The organism is Aeromonas diversa CDC 2478-85 (genome assembly GCF_000819805.1).
Taxonomy (GTDB): domain Bacteria; phylum Pseudomonadota; class Gammaproteobacteria; order Enterobacterales; family Aeromonadaceae; genus Aeromonas; species Aeromonas diversa.
Genome location: NZ_CDCE01000002.1, coordinates 1 through 18344 on the forward strand (window position 1 = coordinate 1; position 18344 = coordinate 18344).

Genomic DNA, 18344 nt, shown 5'->3' on the forward strand with positions numbered 1-18344 from the left:
ACGTAGAGCGTGGTCAGGTATTGGCCAAGCCGGGCACCATCAACCCGCACACCAAGTTCGAGTCCGAAGTATACGTACTGTCCAAGGAAGAAGGTGGTCGTCACACCCCGTTCTTCAAGGGCTACCGTCCGCAGTTCTACTTCCGTACTACCGACGTGACCGGTACCATCGAGCTGCCGGAAGGCGTAGAGATGGTAATGCCGGGTGACAACATCAAGATGGTTGTTACCCTGATCTGCCCGATCGCGATGGACGACGGTCTGCGCTTCGCAATCCGTGAAGGCGGCCGTACCGTTGGTGCCGGCGTTGTAGCCAAGGTTATCGAGTAATCAAGGCTTACAATGAATAATGAAAGCCCCTATAATAGGGGCTTTCTTATGCAGGGGCGTAGTTCGAATTGGTAGAACAGCGGTCTCCAAAACCGATGGTTGGGGGTTCGAGTCCCTCCGCCCCTGCCAGCATACCTCGCCAAGTGCGGGGCTTTTGTGTCTTTGGTAACGTCAGATACAGGTAGGTTGTATGAGTGTGAATTCTGAGAGCCAGGGCGGAAGCAAGGATACCCTGCTTTGGGGCCTGGTTTTCATCATCCTGGCGGCCGCTGTAGTGGGTAACTACCTGCTGAGCAGCGGTGTTCCCGCCGTCGTCCGCGCTGTGGGTGTGGTCGTTGTTATCGCAGTGGCAGGCGCTCTGGCCCTGCAAACCACCAAGGGTAAGGCTACCCTGGCTTTTGCTCGCGAGTCCCGCCTCGAAGTGCGCAAGGTCGTATGGCCGACCCGTCAGGAAGCCATTCAGACAACCCTGATTGTGCTGGCGGTGACTGCTGTCATGGGTCTGCTGCTGTTCTTGCTGGACGGCGCCCTGGTATGGCTGGTCAACCTCATTACCGGTGTGTAAGGAATAACCATGACTGAGCAACGTGAACAACGTATGAGATGGTATGTAGTGCAGGCATTCTCCGGCTACGAAGGCCGTGTTGCCAAATCCCTGCGCGAGCATATCAAGATGCACGGCATGGAAGAGAAGTTTGGCGAAGTGCTGGTCCCGACCGAAGAAGTGGTCGAGATGCGCGCCGGCCAGAAGCGCAAGAGCGAGCGCAAGTTTTTCCCGGGTTATGTCCTGGTGCAGATGATCATGGACGAGACTTCCTGGCACTTGGTGCGTAACGTACCGCGTGTCATGGGGTTCATCGGTGGAACCTCCGACCGTCCGGCTCCGATCTCCGACAAAGAGGCCGATGCCATCCTGAACCGTCTGCAGGACGCCCACGACAAGCCGAAGCCGAAGACCCTGTTCGAGCCGGGCGAGATGGTGCGTGTCGCCGATGGTCCGTTCGCCGACTTCAACGGCGTGGTCGAAGAGGTCGATTACGAGAAGAGCCGTCTCAAGGTCTCTGTTCTCATCTTCGGTCGTTCCACTCCGGTGGAGCTCGACTTCAGCCAGGTTGAGAAAGGCTGATTAAGTTCTGCACATGATGTGTTGTCAGGGGCAGCGAATATCACTATAATTCGCTGCCCCTTTTTAGTTGGGGAGCCGTTTGCAGGAGCATGTCTCCGAGGCGTTAGAACCCATTTTTGAGGTAATTTTGTAATGGCTAAGAAAGTCACAGCTTATATCAAGCTGCAGGTTGCTGCTGGTGCAGCTAACCCGTCCCCCCCTGTTGGTCCGGCACTGGGTCAACACGGTGTGAACATCATGGAATTCTGTAAGGCGTTCAACGCTCGTACAGAGAAGCTGGAAAAGGGTGCTCCGACTCCGGTCGTTATCACCGTGTACAGCGATCGTTCCTTCACCTTCGAAACCAAGACTCCGCCCGCTTCCTTCCTGCTGAAGAAAGCCGCTGGCATCAAGTCTGGTTCTTCCAAGCCCAACAAGGACAAGGTCGGTAAAGTGACTATTGCCCAGCTGGAAGAGATCGCCAAGACCAAAGAGCCGGACATGACTGGTGCCGACCTGGCTGCCAAAGTTCGTTGCATCGCCGGTTCCGCCCGTTCCATGGGCCTGGTAGTGGAGGAATAAGACGATGGCTAAACTGTCCAAGCGCATGCGCGTAATTCGCGAGAAAGTTGACGGTACCAAAGAGTATTCCATCAACGAAGCCATTGCCCTGCTGAAAGAACTGGCCACCGCCAAGTTCGTTGAGAGCGTAGACGTTGCCGTTAACCTCGGCATCGACGCTCGTAAGTCCGACCAGAACGTCCGTGGCGCCACTGTGCTGCCGCACGGTACCGGTCGTGACGTCCGCGTCGCTGTGTTCACCCAGGGTGCCAACGCCGAAGCCGCCAAGGCTGCCGGTGCTGAACTGGTTGGCATGGATGACCTGGCTGAGCAGGTCAAGAAGGGCGAAATGAACTTCGACGTCGTCATCGCTTCCCCGGATGCCATGCGCGTTGTTGGTCAACTGGGTCAGATCCTGGGTCCGCGTGGCCTGATGCCGAACCCGAAAGTTGGTACTGTAACCCCGAACGTTGCCGAAGCCGTTAAGAACGCCAAGGCTGGTCAGGTTCGTTATCGTAACGACAAGAACGGTATCATCCATACCACTCTGGGTAAGGTCTCCTTCAACGAAGTTCAGCTGAAAGAGAACCTCGAAGCCCTGCTGGTTGCCCTGAAGAAGGCCAAGCCGTCTTCCGCTAAAGGCCAGTACATCAAGAAGGTAAGCATCTCCACCACTATGGGTGCAGGTGTTGCTGTTGACCAGGCCTCCCTGGAAGCACAAGCCTAATTGAGCTGATTTACAAGGCGCAAAATTTGTACTACAATTTTGCGCCTTGAGTTTGGTTGGGGGCTTCGCCTCCGTCCAAGACCGCAGGTGGTTGAAAAACCTTAATTTTCCTGCGTAGACGGTGCCGGAAACCCAGCGAGAGAGAATTTTTTCTCTTCTGGAATCCTGCCACCGATATCGTTCCCCGCGAGGGGTGTTTTATTTCTGGGTCACGGTGGCCCAGGTTATATCCAGGAGTTAAGCCAATGGCATTAGGACTCGAAGACAAAAAGCAGATCGTTGCTGAAGTCGCCGAAGCTGCCAAAGGCGCCCTGTCCGCAGTGGTTGCCGATTCTCGTGGCGTTACTGTAGACAAGATGACCGCCCTGCGTAAGAGCGCTCGTGAAGCTGGTGTGTATATGCGCGTTGTGCGTAACACCCTGCTGCGTCGCGCTGTTGAAGGTACCGAATTCGCGTGCCTGAACGACGCTTTCAGCGGTCCGACCCTGATCGCATTCTCCAACGAACACCCGGGCGCTGCTGCTCGTCTGTTCAAAGAGTTTGCCAAAACGAACCAAAAGTTCGAGATCAAGGCTGGCGCTTTTAACGGTGAGTTTATCGCCGCTGCACAAATCGATCGTCTGGCCACGCTGCCGACTTACGAAGAAGCAATTGCAAAGCTGATGGCTACCATGAAGGAAGCCGCCGCTGGCAAGCTGGTTCGTACTATCGCTGCTGTCCGCGATCAGAAAGAAGCTGCTTGATTCTCGCCTCTATAGGCAGTTTAAGTCATTTCAATATCAGGAATTTTTGTCATGTCTATCACTAAAGACCAAATCATCGAAGCCGTTGCTTCCATGTCCGTAATGGAAGTTGTTGAGCTGATCTCCGCCATGGAAGAGAAGTTCGGTGTTTCCGCTGCTGCTGCCGTAATGGCTGGCCCGGCTGCTGTTGAAGCCGTAGAAGAGAAGACCGAGTTCGACGTAGTTCTGACCAACGCCGGTGCCAACAAAGTAGCCGTTATCAAGGCTGTTCGTGGCGCCACCGGTCTGGGCCTGAAGGAAGCTAAGGATCTGGTTGAGTCCGCTCCGGCTAACCTGAAGGAAGGCGTGTCCAAGGACGAAGCTGAAGCTCTGAAGAAAGAGCTGGAAGCTGCCGGTGCCTCCGTTGAGGTCAAATAATCTGCATTTATGTAGATTAGCCTGAGACTAATCAGGCTAGGGCTGGTGAATTTTTGTTCACCGGCCCTTTTGCGCTGTAGACTGAGAGCATTTCACACCGTTTTCGTCTCTCAGAATCGCAGCCCTGGACGGCCTTGCCGTCCGGTCTACAAAAACGGTGTTGACAGAGCTGCCCCCTTGGGCAGAGTGGGTCACTTATCAGCGAGCTGAGGAACCCTATGGTTTACTCTTATACCGAAAAAAAACGCATTCGTAAGGACTTCGGTAAGCGAGACCAGGTACTGGACACGCCTTATCTGTTGTCCATTCAGCTGGACTCCTTCAAGCAGTTCATCGAGGCTGACCCGGAGGGTGCGTATGGCCTTGAGGCCGCCTTCCGTAGCGTTTTCCCGATCACCAGTTACTCCGGTAGTGCTGAGCTTCAGTATGTCAGCTATCGCCTGGGTGAGCCGGTATTTGACGTAAAAGAATGCCAAATCCGTGGAGTGACCTACTCCGCGCCGCTGCGCGTCAAACTTCGCATGGTCCTGTACGATCGTGAAGCAGCAGCCGGCACCGTCAAAGACATCAAGGAACAAGAAGTGTACATGGGCGAGATCCCGCTCATGACCGATAACGGTACTTTTGTCATCAACGGTACCGAGCGTGTTATCGTCTCCCAGCTGCACCGCAGCCCGGGCGTCTTCTTCGACCACGACAAGGGCAAGACCCATTCCTCCGGTAAGGTGCTGTATAACGCGCGCGTTATTCCCTACCGTGGTTCCAGGCTGGACTTCGAGTTCGATGCCAAGGACAACCTGTTCGTGCGTATCGACCGTCGTCGTAAGCTGCCGGCTTCTATCATCCTGCGTGCCCTGGACTTCACCACTGAAGAGATCCTGGCCACCTTCTTCGAAACCATTCGTTTCGAAATCAAGGATGGTAAGTTGATGATGGATCTGGTGCCCGAGCGCCTGCGTGGCGAAACTGCCACCTTCGACATCGTTGCCAATGGCAGCGTGGTCGTGGAGAAGGGTCGCCGTATCACCGCCCGTCACATCCGCCAGCTGGAAAAAGACGCTGTCACCCAGATCGAGGTGCCGGTGGAATACGTCGTGGGCAAGGTTTCCGCCAAGGAATACCTGAACCCGCAGACCAGCGAGCTGGTCGTCACCGCCAACCAGGAATTGAGCCTGGAGGCGATCGCCAACCTGTCTCAGGCTGGCTTCAAGCATTTCGAGGTTCTGTTCACCAACGAACTGGACCACGGTGCTTACATGTCCGAGACCCTGCGCATCGATTCCAGCAGCAACCGCCTGGAAGCGCTGGTAGAAATCTACCGCATGATGCGTCCGGGCGAGCCGCCCACCCGCGAGGCCGCCGAGCAGCTGTTTGAGAACCTGTTCTTCTCTTCCGAGCGCTACGATCTGTCTACCGTGGGTCGCATGAAGTTCAACCGCCGTCTGGGTCGTGAAGACGAGACTGGCGTGGGCGTGCTGACCAAGGATGACATCGTTGATGTCATGAAGCGCCTCATCGACATCCGTAACGGCAACGACGAAGTGGACGATATCGACCACCTGGGTAACCGTCGTATCCGTTCCGTCGGTGAAATGGCCGAAAACCAGTTCCGCGTCGGTCTGGTCCGTGTCGAGCGTGCGGTCAAGGAACGCCTGTCTCTGGGCGACCTGGATGCGCTGATGCCGCAGGATCTGATCAACGCCAAACCGATCTCCGCCGCGGTCAAAGAGTTCTTTGGTTCCAGCCAGCTGTCTCAGTTCATGGACCAAAACAACCCGCTGTCCGAAGTGACCCACAAGCGCCGTATCTCCGCGCTGGGCCCGGGCGGTCTGACCCGTGAGCGCGCCGGCTTCGAAGTGCGAGACGTGCACCCGACCCACTACGGTCGTCTGTGCCCGATCGAAACTCCGGAAGGTCCGAACATCGGTCTGATCAACTCCCTGTCCGTCTACTCCCGTACCAACGAGTACGGCTTCCTCGAGACTCCGTACCGCAAGGTGATCGACGGCGTCATCACCGATGAGGTCGAGTACCTCTCCGCCATCGAGGAAGGCAAGTACGTGATCGCTCAGGCTAACGCCGCGACCACCGAAGACGGCCGCCTGAAAGACGAGCTGATCCCCTGCCGTCACAAGGGCGAATCCACCTTCATGAACGCCGATCAGATCCAGTACATGGATGTGAGCCCGCAACAGATCGTTTCCGTTGCTGCGGCCCTGATCCCGTTCCTCGAACACGATGACGCGAACCGTGCACTGATGGGTTCGAACATGCAACGTCAGGCCGTGCCGACCCTGCGCTCCGACAAGCCGCTGGTTGGTACCGGTATGGAACGTGCTGTGGCCGTTGACTCCGGTGTAACCGTCGTCGCCAAGCGTGGCGGTATGGTTGACCAGGTCGACTCTTCCCGCATCGTGATCAAGGTGAACGAAGATGAGCTGATGCCTGGCGAAGCCGGTATCGACATCTATAACCTGACCAAGTACACCCGTTCCAACCAGAACACCTGTATCAACCAGCGCCCCTGCGTGATGCTGGGTGAGCCGGTGATGGCCGGTGACGTGCTGGCTGACGGTCCGTCCACCGATCTGGGCGAACTGGCGCTGGGCCAAAACCTGCGCGTCGCGTTCATGCCGTGGAACGGTTACAACTTCGAAGACTCCATCCTGCTTAACGAGCGAATCGTTCAGGAAGACCGTCTGACCACCATCCACATCCAGGAACTGGCCTGCATCTCTCGTGATACCAAGCTGGGCCCGGAGGAGATCACCGCCGATATCCCGAACGTGGGTGAAGCCGCTCTGTCCAAGCTGGACGAGTCCGGTATCGTCTACGTGGGTGCCGAGGTGAAGGGTGGCGACATTCTGGTTGGTAAGGTGACTCCGAAGGGTGAAACCCAACTGACCCCGGAAGAGAAGCTGCTGCGCGCCATCTTCGGTGAGAAGGCCTCCGATGTGAAGGACTCCTCCCTGCGCGTGCCGAACGGCGTCTACGGTACCGTGGTCGACGTGCAAGTCTTTACCCGCGATGGCGTGGAGAAGGACAAGCGTGCCAAAGAAATCGAAGAGATGCAGCTCAAGCAGGCCAAGAAGGACCTGACCGAGGAGTTCAAGATCCTCGAGAACGGTATCTTCGGTCGTGCTCGCAACCTGCTGATCGCTTCTGGCTACAGCGAAGAGAAGCTCTCCAAGCTGGATCGCGCCAAGTGGTTCGAGCTGGCCATCGAAGACGAAGGCAAGCAGACCGAGCTGGAGCAGATCGCCGAGCAGCACGTCGAGCTGAAAGCCGACTTCGACAAGAAGTTCGAGAACAAGCGTCGCAAGATCATCCAGGGTGATGACCTGGCGCCGGGCGTGCTGAAGATCGTCAAGGTCTATCTGGCCGTTAAGCGTCGTATCCAGCCGGGTGACAAGATGGCGGGCCGTCACGGTAACAAGGGGGTGGTCTCCAAGATCAACCCGGTCGAAGACATGCCGCATGACGAGTTCGGCCGTCCGGTCGACATCGTACTGAACCCGCTGGGCGTTCCGTCTCGTATGAACATCGGTCAGATCCTCGAAGTTCACCTGGGCCTGGCGGCCAAGGGGATCGGCGAGAAGATCGATCGCATGGTCAAGGAGCAACGCGAGCTGCACGAGATGCGCAACTTCCTGCAACAGGTCTATGACCTGGGCGAGAAGGACAGCCAGCAAGTCGACATCGCCGAGCTCTCCGACGACGAAGTGCGTACCCTGGTCAGCAACCTGCGTAAGGGTCTGCCGGTCGCCACTCCGGTGTTTGACGGTGCCAAGGAGCGCGAAATCAAGGCGCTGCTGAAGCTGGCCGATCTGCCGGAGTCCGGTCAGATCACCCTGATCGACGGCCGCACCGGCAAGCCGTTCGAGCGCAAGGTTACCGTTGGCTACATGTACATGCTGAAGCTGAACCACCTGGTAGACGACAAGATGCACGCGCGTTCTACCGGCTCCTACAGCCTGGTTACCCAGCAGCCGCTGGGTGGTAAGGCTCAATTCGGTGGTCAGCGTTTCGGTGAGATGGAAGTGTGGGCCCTGGAGGCTTACGGTGCGGCATACACCCTGCAGGAGATGCTGACCGTCAAGTCTGACGATGTGAACGGCCGTACCAAGATGTACAAGAACATCGTGGACGGTGACCACCGTATGGAGCCGGGCATGCCCGAGTCCTTCAACGTACTGCTGAAGGAAATCCGCTCCCTGGGTATCAACATCGAGCTGGAAGAAGAGTAAGAGCACGCTCTTATTGTTCGCAAATTGACGTGGGCGCCCCGCTGTTTAGGCAGTTGGGGCGCCGAGGTTAGACTCCTGACAGGGGAAACACGTGAAAGACTTACTCAAGTTTTTGAAGGCTCAGACCAAGACCGAAGAGTTTGATAGCATCAAAATCGGTCTGGCCTCTCCCGACATGATCCGCTCGTGGTCATTCGGTGAGGTCAAGAAGCCTGAGACCATCAACTACCGTACCTTCAAGCCGGAGCGCGATGGTCTGTTCTGTGCCCGTATCTTCGGGCCGGTGAAGGACTACGAGTGTCTGTGCGGCAAGTACAAGCGCCTCAAGCACCGCGGTGTGATCTGCGAGAAGTGCGGCGTTGAAGTGACTCAGACCAAGGTGCGTCGTGAGCGCATGGGTCACATCGAGCTGGCCAGCCCGACCGCCCACATCTGGTTCCTGAAGTCCCTGCCGTCCCGTATCGGTTTGCTGCTGGACATGACGCTGCGCGACATCGAGCGCGTGCTCTACTTCGAATCCTACGTGGTGATCGAAGCGGGCATGACCAACCTCGAGCGCAGCCAGATGCTGACCGAAGAGCAGTATCTGGACGCCCTGGAAGAGTGGGGTGACGAGTTCGACGCCAAGATGGGTGCCGAAGCCATCCTCGAGCTGCTGCGCGGCATCGATCTGGAAGGCGAAGTGCGTACCATGCGCGAAGAGCTGGATCAGACCAACTCCGAGACCAAGCGCAAGAAGACCACCAAGCGTCTGAAGCTGATGGAGGCCTTCCTGCAATCCGGCAACAAGCCGGAGTGGATGATCATGACCGTGCTGCCGGTGCTGCCGCCGGATCTGCGCCCGCTGGTGCCGCTCGACGGTGGCCGCTTCGCGACCTCCGATCTGAACGATCTGTACCGCCGCGTGATCAACCGTAACAACCGTCTGAAGCGCCTGCTCGACCTGGCTGCCCCGGACATCATCGTGCGCAACGAAAAGCGTATGCTGCAGGAATCTGTGGATGCGCTGCTGGACAACGGCCGTCGTGGCCGCGCCATCACTGGCTCCAACAAGCGCCCGCTGAAGTCCCTGGCCGACATGATCAAGGGTAAGCAAGGTCGTTTCCGTCAGAACCTGCTCGGTAAGCGTGTCGACTACTCCGGTCGTTCCGTTATCACCGTAGGTCCGACCCTGCGCCTGCATCAGTGCGGTCTGCCCAAGAAGATGGCCCTGGAGCTGTTCAAACCCTTCATCTACGGCAAGCTTGAGACCCGTGGTCTGGCGACCACCATCAAGGCTGCCAAGAAGATGGTTGAGCGCGAAGAAGCGGTCGTTTGGGACATCCTGGACGAAGTGATTCGCGAACATCCGGTCATGCTGAACCGTGCGCCGACTCTGCACCGTCTGGGTATCCAGGCGTTCGAGCCGACCCTTGTCGAAGGCAAGGCGATTCAGCTGCACCCGCTGGTGTGTGCCGCGTTTAACGCGGACTTCGACGGCGACCAGATGGCGGTACACGTACCCCTGACCCTGGAAGCCCAGCTCGAAGCGCGCGCCCTGATGATGTCTACCAACAACATCCTGTCGCCTGCCTCCGGTGAGCCGATCATCGTACCGTCCCAGGACGTGGTACTGGGTCTGTACTACATGACCCGCGCCCGTATCGCCGCCAAGGGCGAAGGTATGGTGCTGTCCAGCTCCAAGGAAGCCGAGAAGGTGTATCGCGCCGGTCTGGCTGACCTGCACGCTCGCGTCAAGGTCCGTATCACCGAGTACGTGAAGAACGAAGCCGGTGAGCTGGTTGCCAAGACCGAGATGAAGAACACCACCGTTGGTCGTGCGATCCTGAGCCTGATCCTGCCGAAAGGCATGGAGTACGCGCTGATCGACCCGCCGATGGTGCTGAACGATGCCGCCAAGACCGATCTGGCTGCCAATCCGCAGAACTGGATCAAGTACGTCTCCAACCAGGCCATGGGCAAGAAGCAGATCTCCCGTCTGCTGAACACCTGCTATCGCAAGCAAGGCCTGAAGGACACCGTCATCTTCGCTGACCAGCTGATGTACACCGGTTTCCACTATGCAGCTCTGTCCGGTGCCTCCGTAGGCATCGACGACATGCTGATCCCGGATGCCAAGAAAGACATCATCGCGGCAGCCGAAGCCGAAGTTGCCGAGATCCAGGACCAGTTCCTGTCTGGTCTGGTGACCGCGGGCGAGCGTTACAACAAGGTTATCGATATCTGGGCCAGCGCCAACGAGCGCGTCTCCAAGGCCATGATGGAGAACCTGTCCAAGGAGCGTGCAGTTAACTCCTTGGGCGAAGAGGAAGAGCAAGCCTCTTTCAACAGCATCTTTATGATGGCCGACTCCGGTGCACGGGGTTCTGCCGCCCAGATCCGTCAGCTGGCCGGTATGCGTGGCCTGATGGCGAAGCCGGACGGCTCCATCATCGAGACCCCGATCGTGGCAAACTTCCGTGAAGGTCTGAACGTACTGCAGTACTTCATCTCCACTCACGGTGCCCGTAAGGGTCTGGCGGATACCGCACTGAAGACCGCTAACTCCGGTTACCTGACCCGTCGTCTGGTTGACGTGGCTCAGGACATGGTCGTTACCGAGAAAGACTGTGGCACCGTCGAAGGTCTGTGGATGGCCCCCCTCATCGAGGGTGGCGACGTGGTCGAGCCGCTGCGCGAGCGCGTGCTGGGTCGTGTGGTGGCCGAGGATGTCATCAAGCCGGGCACCGAGGACGAAGTTCTGGTTGCGCGCAACACCCTGCTGGACGAGCGTCTGTGTGACCTGCTGGAGCGCAACTCCGTGGATCGCGTCAAGGTACGTTCTGCCATCACCTGTGAGACCGACTTCGGTATCTGTGCTCACTGCTACGGCCGTGATCTGGCCCGTGGTCACCTGGTCAACGGTGGTGAAGCGGTCGGCGTTATCGCCGCCCAGTCCATCGGTGAGCCGGGTACCCAGCTGACGATGCGTACCTTCCACATCGGTGGTGCCGCATCTCGTGCCGCTGCAGAGAGCAGCATCCAGGTCAAGAACACCGGTACCATCAAGCTGCAGAACGCCAAGTTCGTTCACAACAGCGACGATAAGCTGGTTATCACCTCTCGTTCTACCGAACTGACCATCATGGACGAGATGGGCCGTACCAAGGAAAGCCACAAGCTGCCTTACGGTTCCGTGCTCGAGGTGAAAGATGGCCAGGCGGTGACCGCCGGTGAGACAGTTGCGAACTGGGATCCGCACACCCACCCGATCATCACCGAAGTGGCCGGTCGTATCCACTTCGAAGACATGATCGATGGCGTGACCATCACCCGTCAGACCGACGAGCTGACCGGTCTCTCCTCTATCGTCGTGCTGGACGTCAACGAGCGTCCGAGCATGGGTAAAGAGAAGCGTCCGACCGTGAAGCTGGTCGATGCTGCCGGTAACGACGTGATGATCCCGGGGACCGACGTAGCCGCCCAGTACTTCCTGCCGGGCAAGGCGATCGTCAACCTGGAAGATGGTGCCAACGTGGGCGTGGGTGACGCGGTTGCGCGTATCCCGCAAGAATCCGGCGGTACCAAGGACATCACCGGTGGTCTGCCGCGTGTTGCCGACCTGTTCGAAGCGCGTCAGCCGAAAGAGCCGGCCATCCTGGCCGAGATCTCCGGTACCATCTCCTTCGGTAAGGAGACCAAGGGTAAGCGTCGTCTGGTGATCACTCCGACCGAAGGTGGCGACATCTACGAGGAGATGATTCCGAAGTGGCGTAACCTGAACGTCTTCGAAGGTGAAAAGGTCACCAAGGGTGAAGTGCTGGCCGACGGTCCTGAGTCTGCTCACGACATCCTGCGTCTGCGTGGTATCAGCCCGGTCGCCAACTACATCGTTAACGAAGTGCAGGACGTTTACCGTCTGCAAGGCGTTAAGATCAACGATAAGCACATCGAAGTCATCGTACGTCAGATGCTGCGTAAGTGTGAGATCATGAACTCCGGTGATTCCGAGTTCATCGATGGCGAGCAGGTTGAAGTGGCTCGTGTCAACATCGCCAACCGTCGTCTGGTTGCCGAAGGCAAGACACCGGCTACCTTCCGCCACGTGCTGATGGGTATCACCAAGGCCTCTCTGAGCACCGAGTCCTTCATCTCTGCGGCCTCCTTCCAGGAGACCACCCGCGTGCTGACCGAAGCCGCTGTTGGTGGCAAGCGTGATGAACTGCGCGGTCTGAAGGAGAACGTGATCGTGGGTCGTCTGATCCCGGCCGGTACCGGCTTCGCGTACCACCAGGGTCGTATCAACAAGCGTGCCGCCGCGGCCCGTGATGTGGGTATTCCCCAGGTGACCGCCGATGAAGCGCAGCAGAACCTCGCGGATCTGCTGAATGCAGCCGGCAGCTTCGATGAAGAATAAGCCGTGATGAAGAGGGCTCCCGTTGGGAGCCCTTTTTTTATCTGTATAAATAGGCTTCTTATCAGTTGAGGATGATCTGACTCAAGCTTATGACGTAAAAAATCAAAAAAAGTTGACAAGCCCTTGCCGGCTCTGAAAACTCGACGGAGTTATACGGTTTTTACAGGGAGATACCATGACAGTCGGTATTGAAGAGGCGCTGCTGCCGGAAGAGACTCCGATCAGCCGCACGTTCACCGCTGAGGACAAGGAGCTGTTGCGCTCATATGAGGGTGTTGTGATGGGGATGGCCGAGCTCTTCGGCAAGCACTGTGAAGTGGTGCTGCATTCCCTGGAAAACCTCCACGAGTCGGTCATCATGATCGCCAACGGATTCAATACCGGGCGAACCCTTGGGGCGCCGATCACCGATCTGGCCCTGCGCATGCTCAAGGATATCGAGACCACGGGGCAGGACTATACCCAGAGCTACTTCACCAGAAGTCGCACCGGCGCGCTGATGAAGTCGACCACCATTGCGATTCGCAACAAGGAGCGGCGGGTCATCGGCCTCATCTGTATTAATCTGCATATCAATGCGCCGTTCCACGAATTCGTGGCGGAGTTCTTCCCCACCCCGCAACAGGTGGAGAAGCACACGCCGGAGACCTTCGCCAATAGCGTGGAGGAGCTGGTCGCCCAGACGGTGGATAACACCATCGACGAGATCAATCGCGATCCGACCGTGGCCAACAACGCGAAAAACCGTTTTATCGTCACCCAGCTGTTCGAGAAGGGGATCTTTGATATCAAGGACTCCATCAACCTGGTGGCGGACAAGCTCAACATTTCAAAACACACCGTCTATCTCTACATCCGACAACGCAAGCAGGGTGAAGAAGAGAGCGAATAACTGCCAAACAGGGGGATAGCTTCATGGCAAAACAGATCGTTGCAACCGACAAGGCGCCGGCCGCCATCGGGCCCTATGTACAGGGGACCCGTCTGGGTGAGCTGGTCTTCACCTCTGGCCAGATCCCGCTCGACCCGGCCACCATGGAGATCGTGGCCGGGGGTATCGAGGTCCAGGCCGAGCAGGTGATGAAAAATTTGCTGGCCGTGTTGGACGCCGCTGGCTCTGGCGCCGACAAGGTGCTCAAGACGACCTGCTTCCTGAGCGACATGAACAACTTCGTCGCCTTCAATCAGGTCTACGCCAAGTACTTTGGTGAGTCCGCGCCCGCGCGCTCTTGCGTCGAGGTCGCCCGCCTTCCCAAGGATGTCTTGGTCGAGGTGGAAGCCATCGCCTACTGCTGATGCCCACCCTGTTTCGATGAAAGCCCCCTCGGGGGCTTTTTTGATCGGCGCTGCCTCACCTAGAATTGAGACCAAATCGCAGAGGAAGAGTCTTCATGAGCCTTACGTTTGCCATTCTGGTTACCGCGCCTGCCTATGGCAGTGAGCGTTCCCATACGGCCTATCGTTTTGCCCGAGCCGTGCTGGCCCAGGGCCATCGTATCAGCCATCTCTTTTTCTATCAGGAGGGGGTCGGTAACGGAAACAGCCTGTTGGCGCCGGCCAGCGATGAAGTCGATTTGCATCGCCTCTGGTGCGAGCTGGCATTGGAGCAGGGGCTGCGTCTCGACGTCTGCGTGGCGGCTGCGTTGCGACGAGGTGTTGTAGATGGACAAGAGGCGGCAGGGCTGGGGTTATTGCATTCCAATCTACAACTCCCCTTCGCGATGAGTGGCCTGGGCCAACTCGCCGAGGCAGCCCTGGAAGCCGACCGTTTCGTGCAGTTTTAAGGAGAGCCTAGTGAACCAGGTTGCGTTTATCACTCGCCATGCCCCTCATGGCACCGCCCACGGCCGCGAAGGGCTCGATGCCGTGCTGGCCACCTCGGCTCTGACCGAGGAATTGGCGCTCTTCTTTATCGAAGACGGTGTCTATCAATTGCTGGGCAACCAGCAGCCGGATGGGATAGGGCAACGCCACTATGCGCCAACCTTTCGCCTGCTCGAGCTCTACGACATCGAGCAGGTCTACGTCTGTGCTGAGGCGCTGCGCGAGCGGGGGCTCGCGCCCGATCAGCTGCTCATCCCTGTGACCGTGCTCGAGCGTGACCAGTTGGTGGCGCGCTGGCGCGATTTTCCTACCCGTATTATGTTCTGAGGTCCCCATGCTTCATCTGGTCATGAACTCTCCGTTCGCCTGCCGCTCGCTGGAGCAGTGCCTTGTACATCGTTCGGAGCGAGAGCCTGTGGTGCTGCTACAAGATGGAGTCATCGCCGCCTGTACTCAGGCCTGGGTGAGCCGTCTGGCTGGGGTCCCCCACTATGTGCTGCAAGACGATCTGCGGGCACGGGGCCTGACGGCGTTGAGCGGTCAGCTGATCTCTATGGCTGATCTGGTTGATCTGATCGCCGAGCACGGTTCGCCGCTGAACTGGGCAGAGTGATCTGGCGATCCGATCAGCGTGCATTCTGTAATTGTATAAATCTTGACTCACAGGCCATGTGGACCTAGAATTTCGCGTCCCCGTGTCTGCGGGGAGGATTTTTCACATGTTTATGAAGTCATAACCAGGAGCCTTTTGATGGCAACTATTAACCAGCTGGTTCGCAAGCCGCGTGTCAAGAACGTGTATAAAAGCAACGTTCCGGCACTGGAAGCGTGCCCTCAGAAGCGTGGCGTATGCACCCGTGTATATACCACCACCCCTAAGAAGCCGAACTCCGCTCTGCGTAAAGTTTGCCGTGTGCGTCTGACCAACGGTTTCGAAGTCACCTCCTACATCGGCGGTGAAGGTCACAACCTGCAAGAGCACTCTGTTGTTCTGATCCGCGGCGGTCGTGTTAAGGACCTGCCGGGTGTGCGTTATCACACCGTTCGTGGTGCTCTGGACTGTGCTGGCGTGAAAGACCGTAAGCAAGCTCGTTCCAAGTACGGCGTGAAGCGCCCGAAAGCTTAATGGTTCTCCGTTAAGTAAGGCCAAACGTTAATACGTTATCTAGTTAAAAACTTTCTAGTTTTGGGTAACCCCTGAAGTTCACGGAGAATTTGAAATGCCAAGACGTCGTGTTGTTGGTCAGCGTAAAATCCTGCCGGATCCCAAGTTCGGATCTGAGCTGCTGGCTAAATTCGTCAACGTAGTAATGGTTGACGGTAAGAAATCTGTTTCCGAAGCCATCGTTTACGGTGCCCTGGACATCATTGCCACCAAGACTGGCAAAGAGCACCTGGCCGTATTCGAAGAGGCTCTGGACAACATCCGTCCGGCCGTCGAAGTTAAGTCTCGTCGTGTCGGTGGTGCAACCTATCAGGTACCGGTAGAAGTTCGTCCGGTACGTCGCAATGCCCTGGCAATGCGCTGGCTGGTTGATGCCGCTCGTAAACGTGGTGAAAAATCTATGGCTCAGCGCCTGGCCGGCGAACTGCTGGACGCGGCTGAGAACAAAGGCGCCTCCGTCAAGAAGCGTGAAGACGTGCACCGCATGGCCGAAGCCAACAAGGCTTTCGCTCACTTCCGCTGGTAATTGCCTGCGCAGGGCCCTTTGGGCTCTGCGCATCTTATGCATGTCTAAGGACAACTCCTTAGTAAGAGGATGACTAATGGCTCGTACAACCCCTATTGAGCGCTACCGTAATATCGGTATCTCCGCTCACATCGACGCAGGTAAAACCACTACCACCGAACGCGTCCTGTTTTACACCGGTGTAAACCACAAGATCGGTGAAGTTCACGATGGCGCCGCCACCATGGACTGGATGGAGCAGGAACAAGAGCGTGGTATCACCATCACCTCCGCTGCTACCACCGCCTTCTGGTCTGGTATGGGTAAGCAGTTCCAGCCGCACCGCATCAACATCATCGACACTCCGGGTCACGTGGACTTCACCATCGAGGTAGAGCGTTCCATGCGTGTTCTGGACGGTGCCGTGATGGTTTACTGTGCCGTAGGTGGTGTTCAGCCGCAGTCTGAGACCGTATGGCGTCAGGCCAACAAGTACAAGGTTCCCCGTATCGCGTTCGTCAACAAGATGGACCGTACTGGTGCCAACTTCCTGCGCTGCGTTGAGCAGATCAAGACCCGTCTGAAAGGCACCCCGGTTCCCCTGCAGCTGAACATCGGCGCAGAAGAGAACTTCAAGGGCGTCATCGACCTGGTCAAGATGAAGGCCATCAACTGGAACGAAGCCGACCAAGGCGTCACCTTCACCTATGAAGATGTTCCGGCCGAGCTGGAAGAGAAGGCTCAAGAGCTGCGTCAGAACCTGATCGAAGCTGCTGCCGAAGCCTCCGAAGAGCTGATGGAAAAATACCTGGGCGGCGACGAGCTGACCGAGGAAGAGATCAAGGCTGCTCTGCGTCAGCGCGTGCTGAACAACGAGATCATCCTGGTAACCTGTGGTTCCGCGTTCAAGAACAAGGGCGTACAGGCCATGCTGGACGCCGTGATCGAGTACCTGCCGGCTCCGACCGACGTAGCTGCTATCGACGGCCTGAAGATGGACGGCGAGACCAAGGACGAGCGTCATGCTTCTGATGACGAGCCGTTCTCTGCTCTGGCGTTCAAGATTGCCACCGACCCGTTCGTGGGCAACCTGACCTTCTTCCGCGTCTACTCCGGTGTGGTTAACTCCGGTGACTCCGTGCTGAACTCCGTCAAAGATCGTCGTGAGCGCTTTGGTCGTATCGTTCAGATGCACGCCAACAAGCGTGAAGAGATCAAAGAAGTTCGCGCTGGTGACATCGCGGCTGCTATCGGTCTGAAGGACGTTACCACTGGTGACACCCTGTGTGACGAAAAAGCCCCGATCATCCTCGAGCGTATGGAATTCCCGGAGCCGGTAATCTCCATCGCGGTTGAGCCGAAAACCAAGGCTGACCAAGAGAAGATGGGCCTGGCACTGGGCCGTCTGGCTCAGGAAGACCCGTCCTTCCGCGTATGGACTGACGAAGAATCCGGTCAAACCATCATCGCCGGCATGGGCGAACTTCACCTGGACATCATCGTTGACCGTATGCGTCGCGAGTTCAAGGTAGAAGCCAACGTTGGTAAGCCGCAGGTTGCCTATCGTGAGACCATCCGCTCCAAGGCTGTTGACATCACTGGTAAGCACGCCAAGCAGTCCGGCGGTCGCGGTCAGTTCGGTCACGTTGTGATCGACATGTACCCGCTGGAAGAAGGCAAGGGCTACGAGTTCGTCAACGACATCAAGGGTGGCGTGATTCCGGGCGAATTCATCCCGGGCGTCGACAAGGGTATCCAAGAGCAGCTGAAGACTGGTCCGCTGGCCGGCTATCCGGTAGTAGACCTGGGTGTTCGTCTGCACTTCGGTTCTTACCACGATGTGGACTCTTCCGAACTGGCGTTTAAGATCGCTGCTTCTATGGCCTTTAAAGAAGGCTTCATGAAGGCCAGCCCGGTTCTGCTCGAGCCGATCATGAAGGTCGAAGTCGAGACTCCGGAAGACTACATGGGCGACGTTATCGGTGACCTGAACCGTCGTCGTGGCATCATCGAAGGCATGGAAGATGGCCCGTCCGGCAAGATCGTACGCGCCATGGTTCCGCTGGCTGAGATGTTCGGCTACGCTACCGATCTGCGTTCCGCAACCCAGGGTCGTGCCTCCTACTCCATGGAGTTCGGCAAGTACTCTGAAGCTCCGAACAACATTGCCCAGGCAGTGATTGACGAGCGCAAATCCAAGTAATTTAAGCATCCCCGCCTACGACGGTAGGCGGGTTTAACCTAGAAGGACTACGTCGTGTCTAAAGAAAAATTTGAGCGTAATAAACCGCACGTTAACGTGGGCACCATCGGCCACGTTGACCA

The 18344-nt window shown here is 57.4% G+C and carries 17 protein-coding genes and 1 tRNA gene; all 18 read left to right on the top strand.

Annotated features, from left to right (window positions below; genetic code table 11):
* Positions 1–329, top strand: a 329-nt coding sequence (locus tag BN1121_RS00035) for an EF-Tu C-terminal domain-related protein (protein WP_043596908.1), incomplete at its 5' end; no start/stop codon positions are given.
* 52 nt (positions 330–381) lie between these two features.
* Positions 382–458 (top strand) — tRNA-Trp (locus tag BN1121_RS00040).
* Positions 459–519: 61 nt separating this feature from the next.
* Positions 520–894, top strand: a complete 375-nt coding sequence (gene secE / locus BN1121_RS00045; protein WP_005360295.1) for a preprotein translocase subunit SecE — start codon at positions 520–522, stop codon at positions 892–894.
* Positions 895–903: 9 nt separating this feature from the next.
* Positions 904–1455 carry a transcription termination/antitermination protein NusG gene (gene nusG / locus BN1121_RS00050; protein WP_005360293.1) on the top strand — a complete coding sequence of 184 codons (552 nt, stop codon included), beginning with the start codon at positions 904–906 and terminating at the stop codon, positions 1453–1455.
* Between the two features lie 132 nt (positions 1456–1587).
* Complete coding sequence (gene rplK, locus BN1121_RS00055; protein WP_005360291.1) at positions 1588–2016, top strand: 50S ribosomal protein L11; 429 nt, start codon at positions 1588–1590, stop codon at positions 2014–2016.
* A 4-nt stretch (positions 2017–2020) separates the two neighbouring features.
* Entirely contained in the window at positions 2021–2722 is a 702-nt protein-coding gene (gene rplA, locus BN1121_RS00060; protein ID WP_005360288.1) for a 50S ribosomal protein L1, read from the top strand.
* A gap of 245 nt (positions 2723–2967) precedes the next feature.
* On the top strand, positions 2968–3465 hold the full coding sequence (gene rplJ, locus BN1121_RS00065) for a 50S ribosomal protein L10 (protein ID WP_005360286.1): 498 nt from the start codon (positions 2968–2970) through the stop codon (positions 3463–3465).
* 51 nt (positions 3466–3516) lie between these two features.
* Entirely contained in the window at positions 3517–3882 is a 366-nt protein-coding gene (gene rplL / locus BN1121_RS00070) for a 50S ribosomal protein L7/L12 (protein ID WP_005360284.1), read from the top strand.
* A 218-nt stretch (positions 3883–4100) separates the two neighbouring features.
* Entirely contained in the window at positions 4101–8129 is a 4029-nt protein-coding gene (gene rpoB, locus BN1121_RS00075; protein ID WP_005360282.1) for a DNA-directed RNA polymerase subunit beta, read from the top strand.
* A 91-nt stretch (positions 8130–8220) separates the two neighbouring features.
* Entirely contained in the window at positions 8221–12525 is a 4305-nt protein-coding gene (rpoC, locus tag BN1121_RS00080) for a DNA-directed RNA polymerase subunit beta' (protein ID WP_005360281.1), read from the top strand.
* A gap of 175 nt (positions 12526–12700) precedes the next feature.
* On the top strand, positions 12701–13417 hold the full coding sequence (locus tag BN1121_RS00085; RefSeq protein WP_005360279.1) for a helix-turn-helix transcriptional regulator: 717 nt from the start codon (positions 12701–12703) through the stop codon (positions 13415–13417).
* Positions 13418–13440: 23 nt separating this feature from the next.
* The gene (locus BN1121_RS00090) at positions 13441–13821 is read left to right on the top strand and encodes a RidA family protein (RefSeq protein WP_005360278.1); all 381 of its coding nucleotides are present in this window, start codon (positions 13441–13443) and stop codon (positions 13819–13821) included.
* Between the two features lie 95 nt (positions 13822–13916).
* Positions 13917–14309 carry a sulfurtransferase complex subunit TusD gene (gene tusD, locus BN1121_RS00095; protein ID WP_005360275.1) on the top strand — a complete coding sequence of 131 codons (393 nt, stop codon included), beginning with the start codon at positions 13917–13919 and terminating at the stop codon, positions 14307–14309.
* A 10-nt stretch (positions 14310–14319) separates the two neighbouring features.
* Positions 14320–14676: a sulfurtransferase complex subunit TusC gene (gene tusC / locus BN1121_RS00100; protein ID WP_005360270.1), complete on the top strand. Its 357-nt coding sequence runs from the start codon at positions 14320–14322 to the stop codon at positions 14674–14676.
* Between the two features lie 7 nt (positions 14677–14683).
* Entirely contained in the window at positions 14684–14962 is a 279-nt protein-coding gene (tusB, locus tag BN1121_RS00105; RefSeq protein ID WP_005360268.1) for a sulfurtransferase complex subunit TusB, read from the top strand.
* Positions 14963–15100: 138 nt separating this feature from the next.
* Positions 15101–15475, top strand: a complete 375-nt coding sequence (rpsL, locus tag BN1121_RS19075; protein ID WP_005360265.1) for a 30S ribosomal protein S12 — start codon at positions 15101–15103, stop codon at positions 15473–15475.
* A 94-nt stretch (positions 15476–15569) separates the two neighbouring features.
* Positions 15570–16040 (top strand): 30S ribosomal protein S7, encoded by a 471-nt coding sequence (gene rpsG / locus BN1121_RS00115; protein WP_005360263.1) that lies wholly within the window; start codon positions 15570–15572, stop codon positions 16038–16040.
* A gap of 76 nt (positions 16041–16116) precedes the next feature.
* A complete protein-coding gene (fusA, locus tag BN1121_RS00120) occupies positions 16117–18222 on the top strand; it encodes an elongation factor G (RefSeq protein ID WP_005360260.1) in 2106 nt (701 codons plus the stop codon).
* Positions 18223–18344: the final 122 nt, after the last annotated feature.

Coding starts and splice junctions, on each gene's coding strand:
- BN1121_RS00090 (WP_005360278.1), top strand. CDS start 13,441: ATGGCAAAACAGATCGTTGCAACCGACAAGGCGCCGGCCGCCATCGGG.
- rpoB (WP_005360282.1), top strand. CDS start 4,101: ATGGTTTACTCTTATACCGAAAAAAAACGCATTCGTAAGGACTTCGGT.
- tusB (WP_005360268.1), top strand. CDS start 14,684: ATGCTTCATCTGGTCATGAACTCTCCGTTCGCCTGCCGCTCGCTGGAG.
- rplA (WP_005360288.1), top strand. CDS start 2,021: ATGGCTAAACTGTCCAAGCGCATGCGCGTAATTCGCGAGAAAGTTGAC.
- fusA (WP_005360260.1), top strand. CDS start 16,117: ATGGCTCGTACAACCCCTATTGAGCGCTACCGTAATATCGGTATCTCC.
- tusD (WP_005360275.1), top strand. CDS start 13,917: ATGAGCCTTACGTTTGCCATTCTGGTTACCGCGCCTGCCTATGGCAGT.
- rpsL (WP_005360265.1), top strand. CDS start 15,101: ATGGCAACTATTAACCAGCTGGTTCGCAAGCCGCGTGTCAAGAACGTG.
- rplL (WP_005360284.1), top strand. CDS start 3,517: ATGTCTATCACTAAAGACCAAATCATCGAAGCCGTTGCTTCCATGTCC.
- rpsG (WP_005360263.1), top strand. CDS start 15,570: ATGCCAAGACGTCGTGTTGTTGGTCAGCGTAAAATCCTGCCGGATCCC.
- secE (WP_005360295.1), top strand. CDS start 520: ATGAGTGTGAATTCTGAGAGCCAGGGCGGAAGCAAGGATACCCTGCTT.
- rplJ (WP_005360286.1), top strand. CDS start 2,968: ATGGCATTAGGACTCGAAGACAAAAAGCAGATCGTTGCTGAAGTCGCC.
- rplK (WP_005360291.1), top strand. CDS start 1,588: ATGGCTAAGAAAGTCACAGCTTATATCAAGCTGCAGGTTGCTGCTGGT.
- nusG (WP_005360293.1), top strand. CDS start 904: ATGACTGAGCAACGTGAACAACGTATGAGATGGTATGTAGTGCAGGCA.
- BN1121_RS00085 (WP_005360279.1), top strand. CDS start 12,701: ATGACAGTCGGTATTGAAGAGGCGCTGCTGCCGGAAGAGACTCCGATC.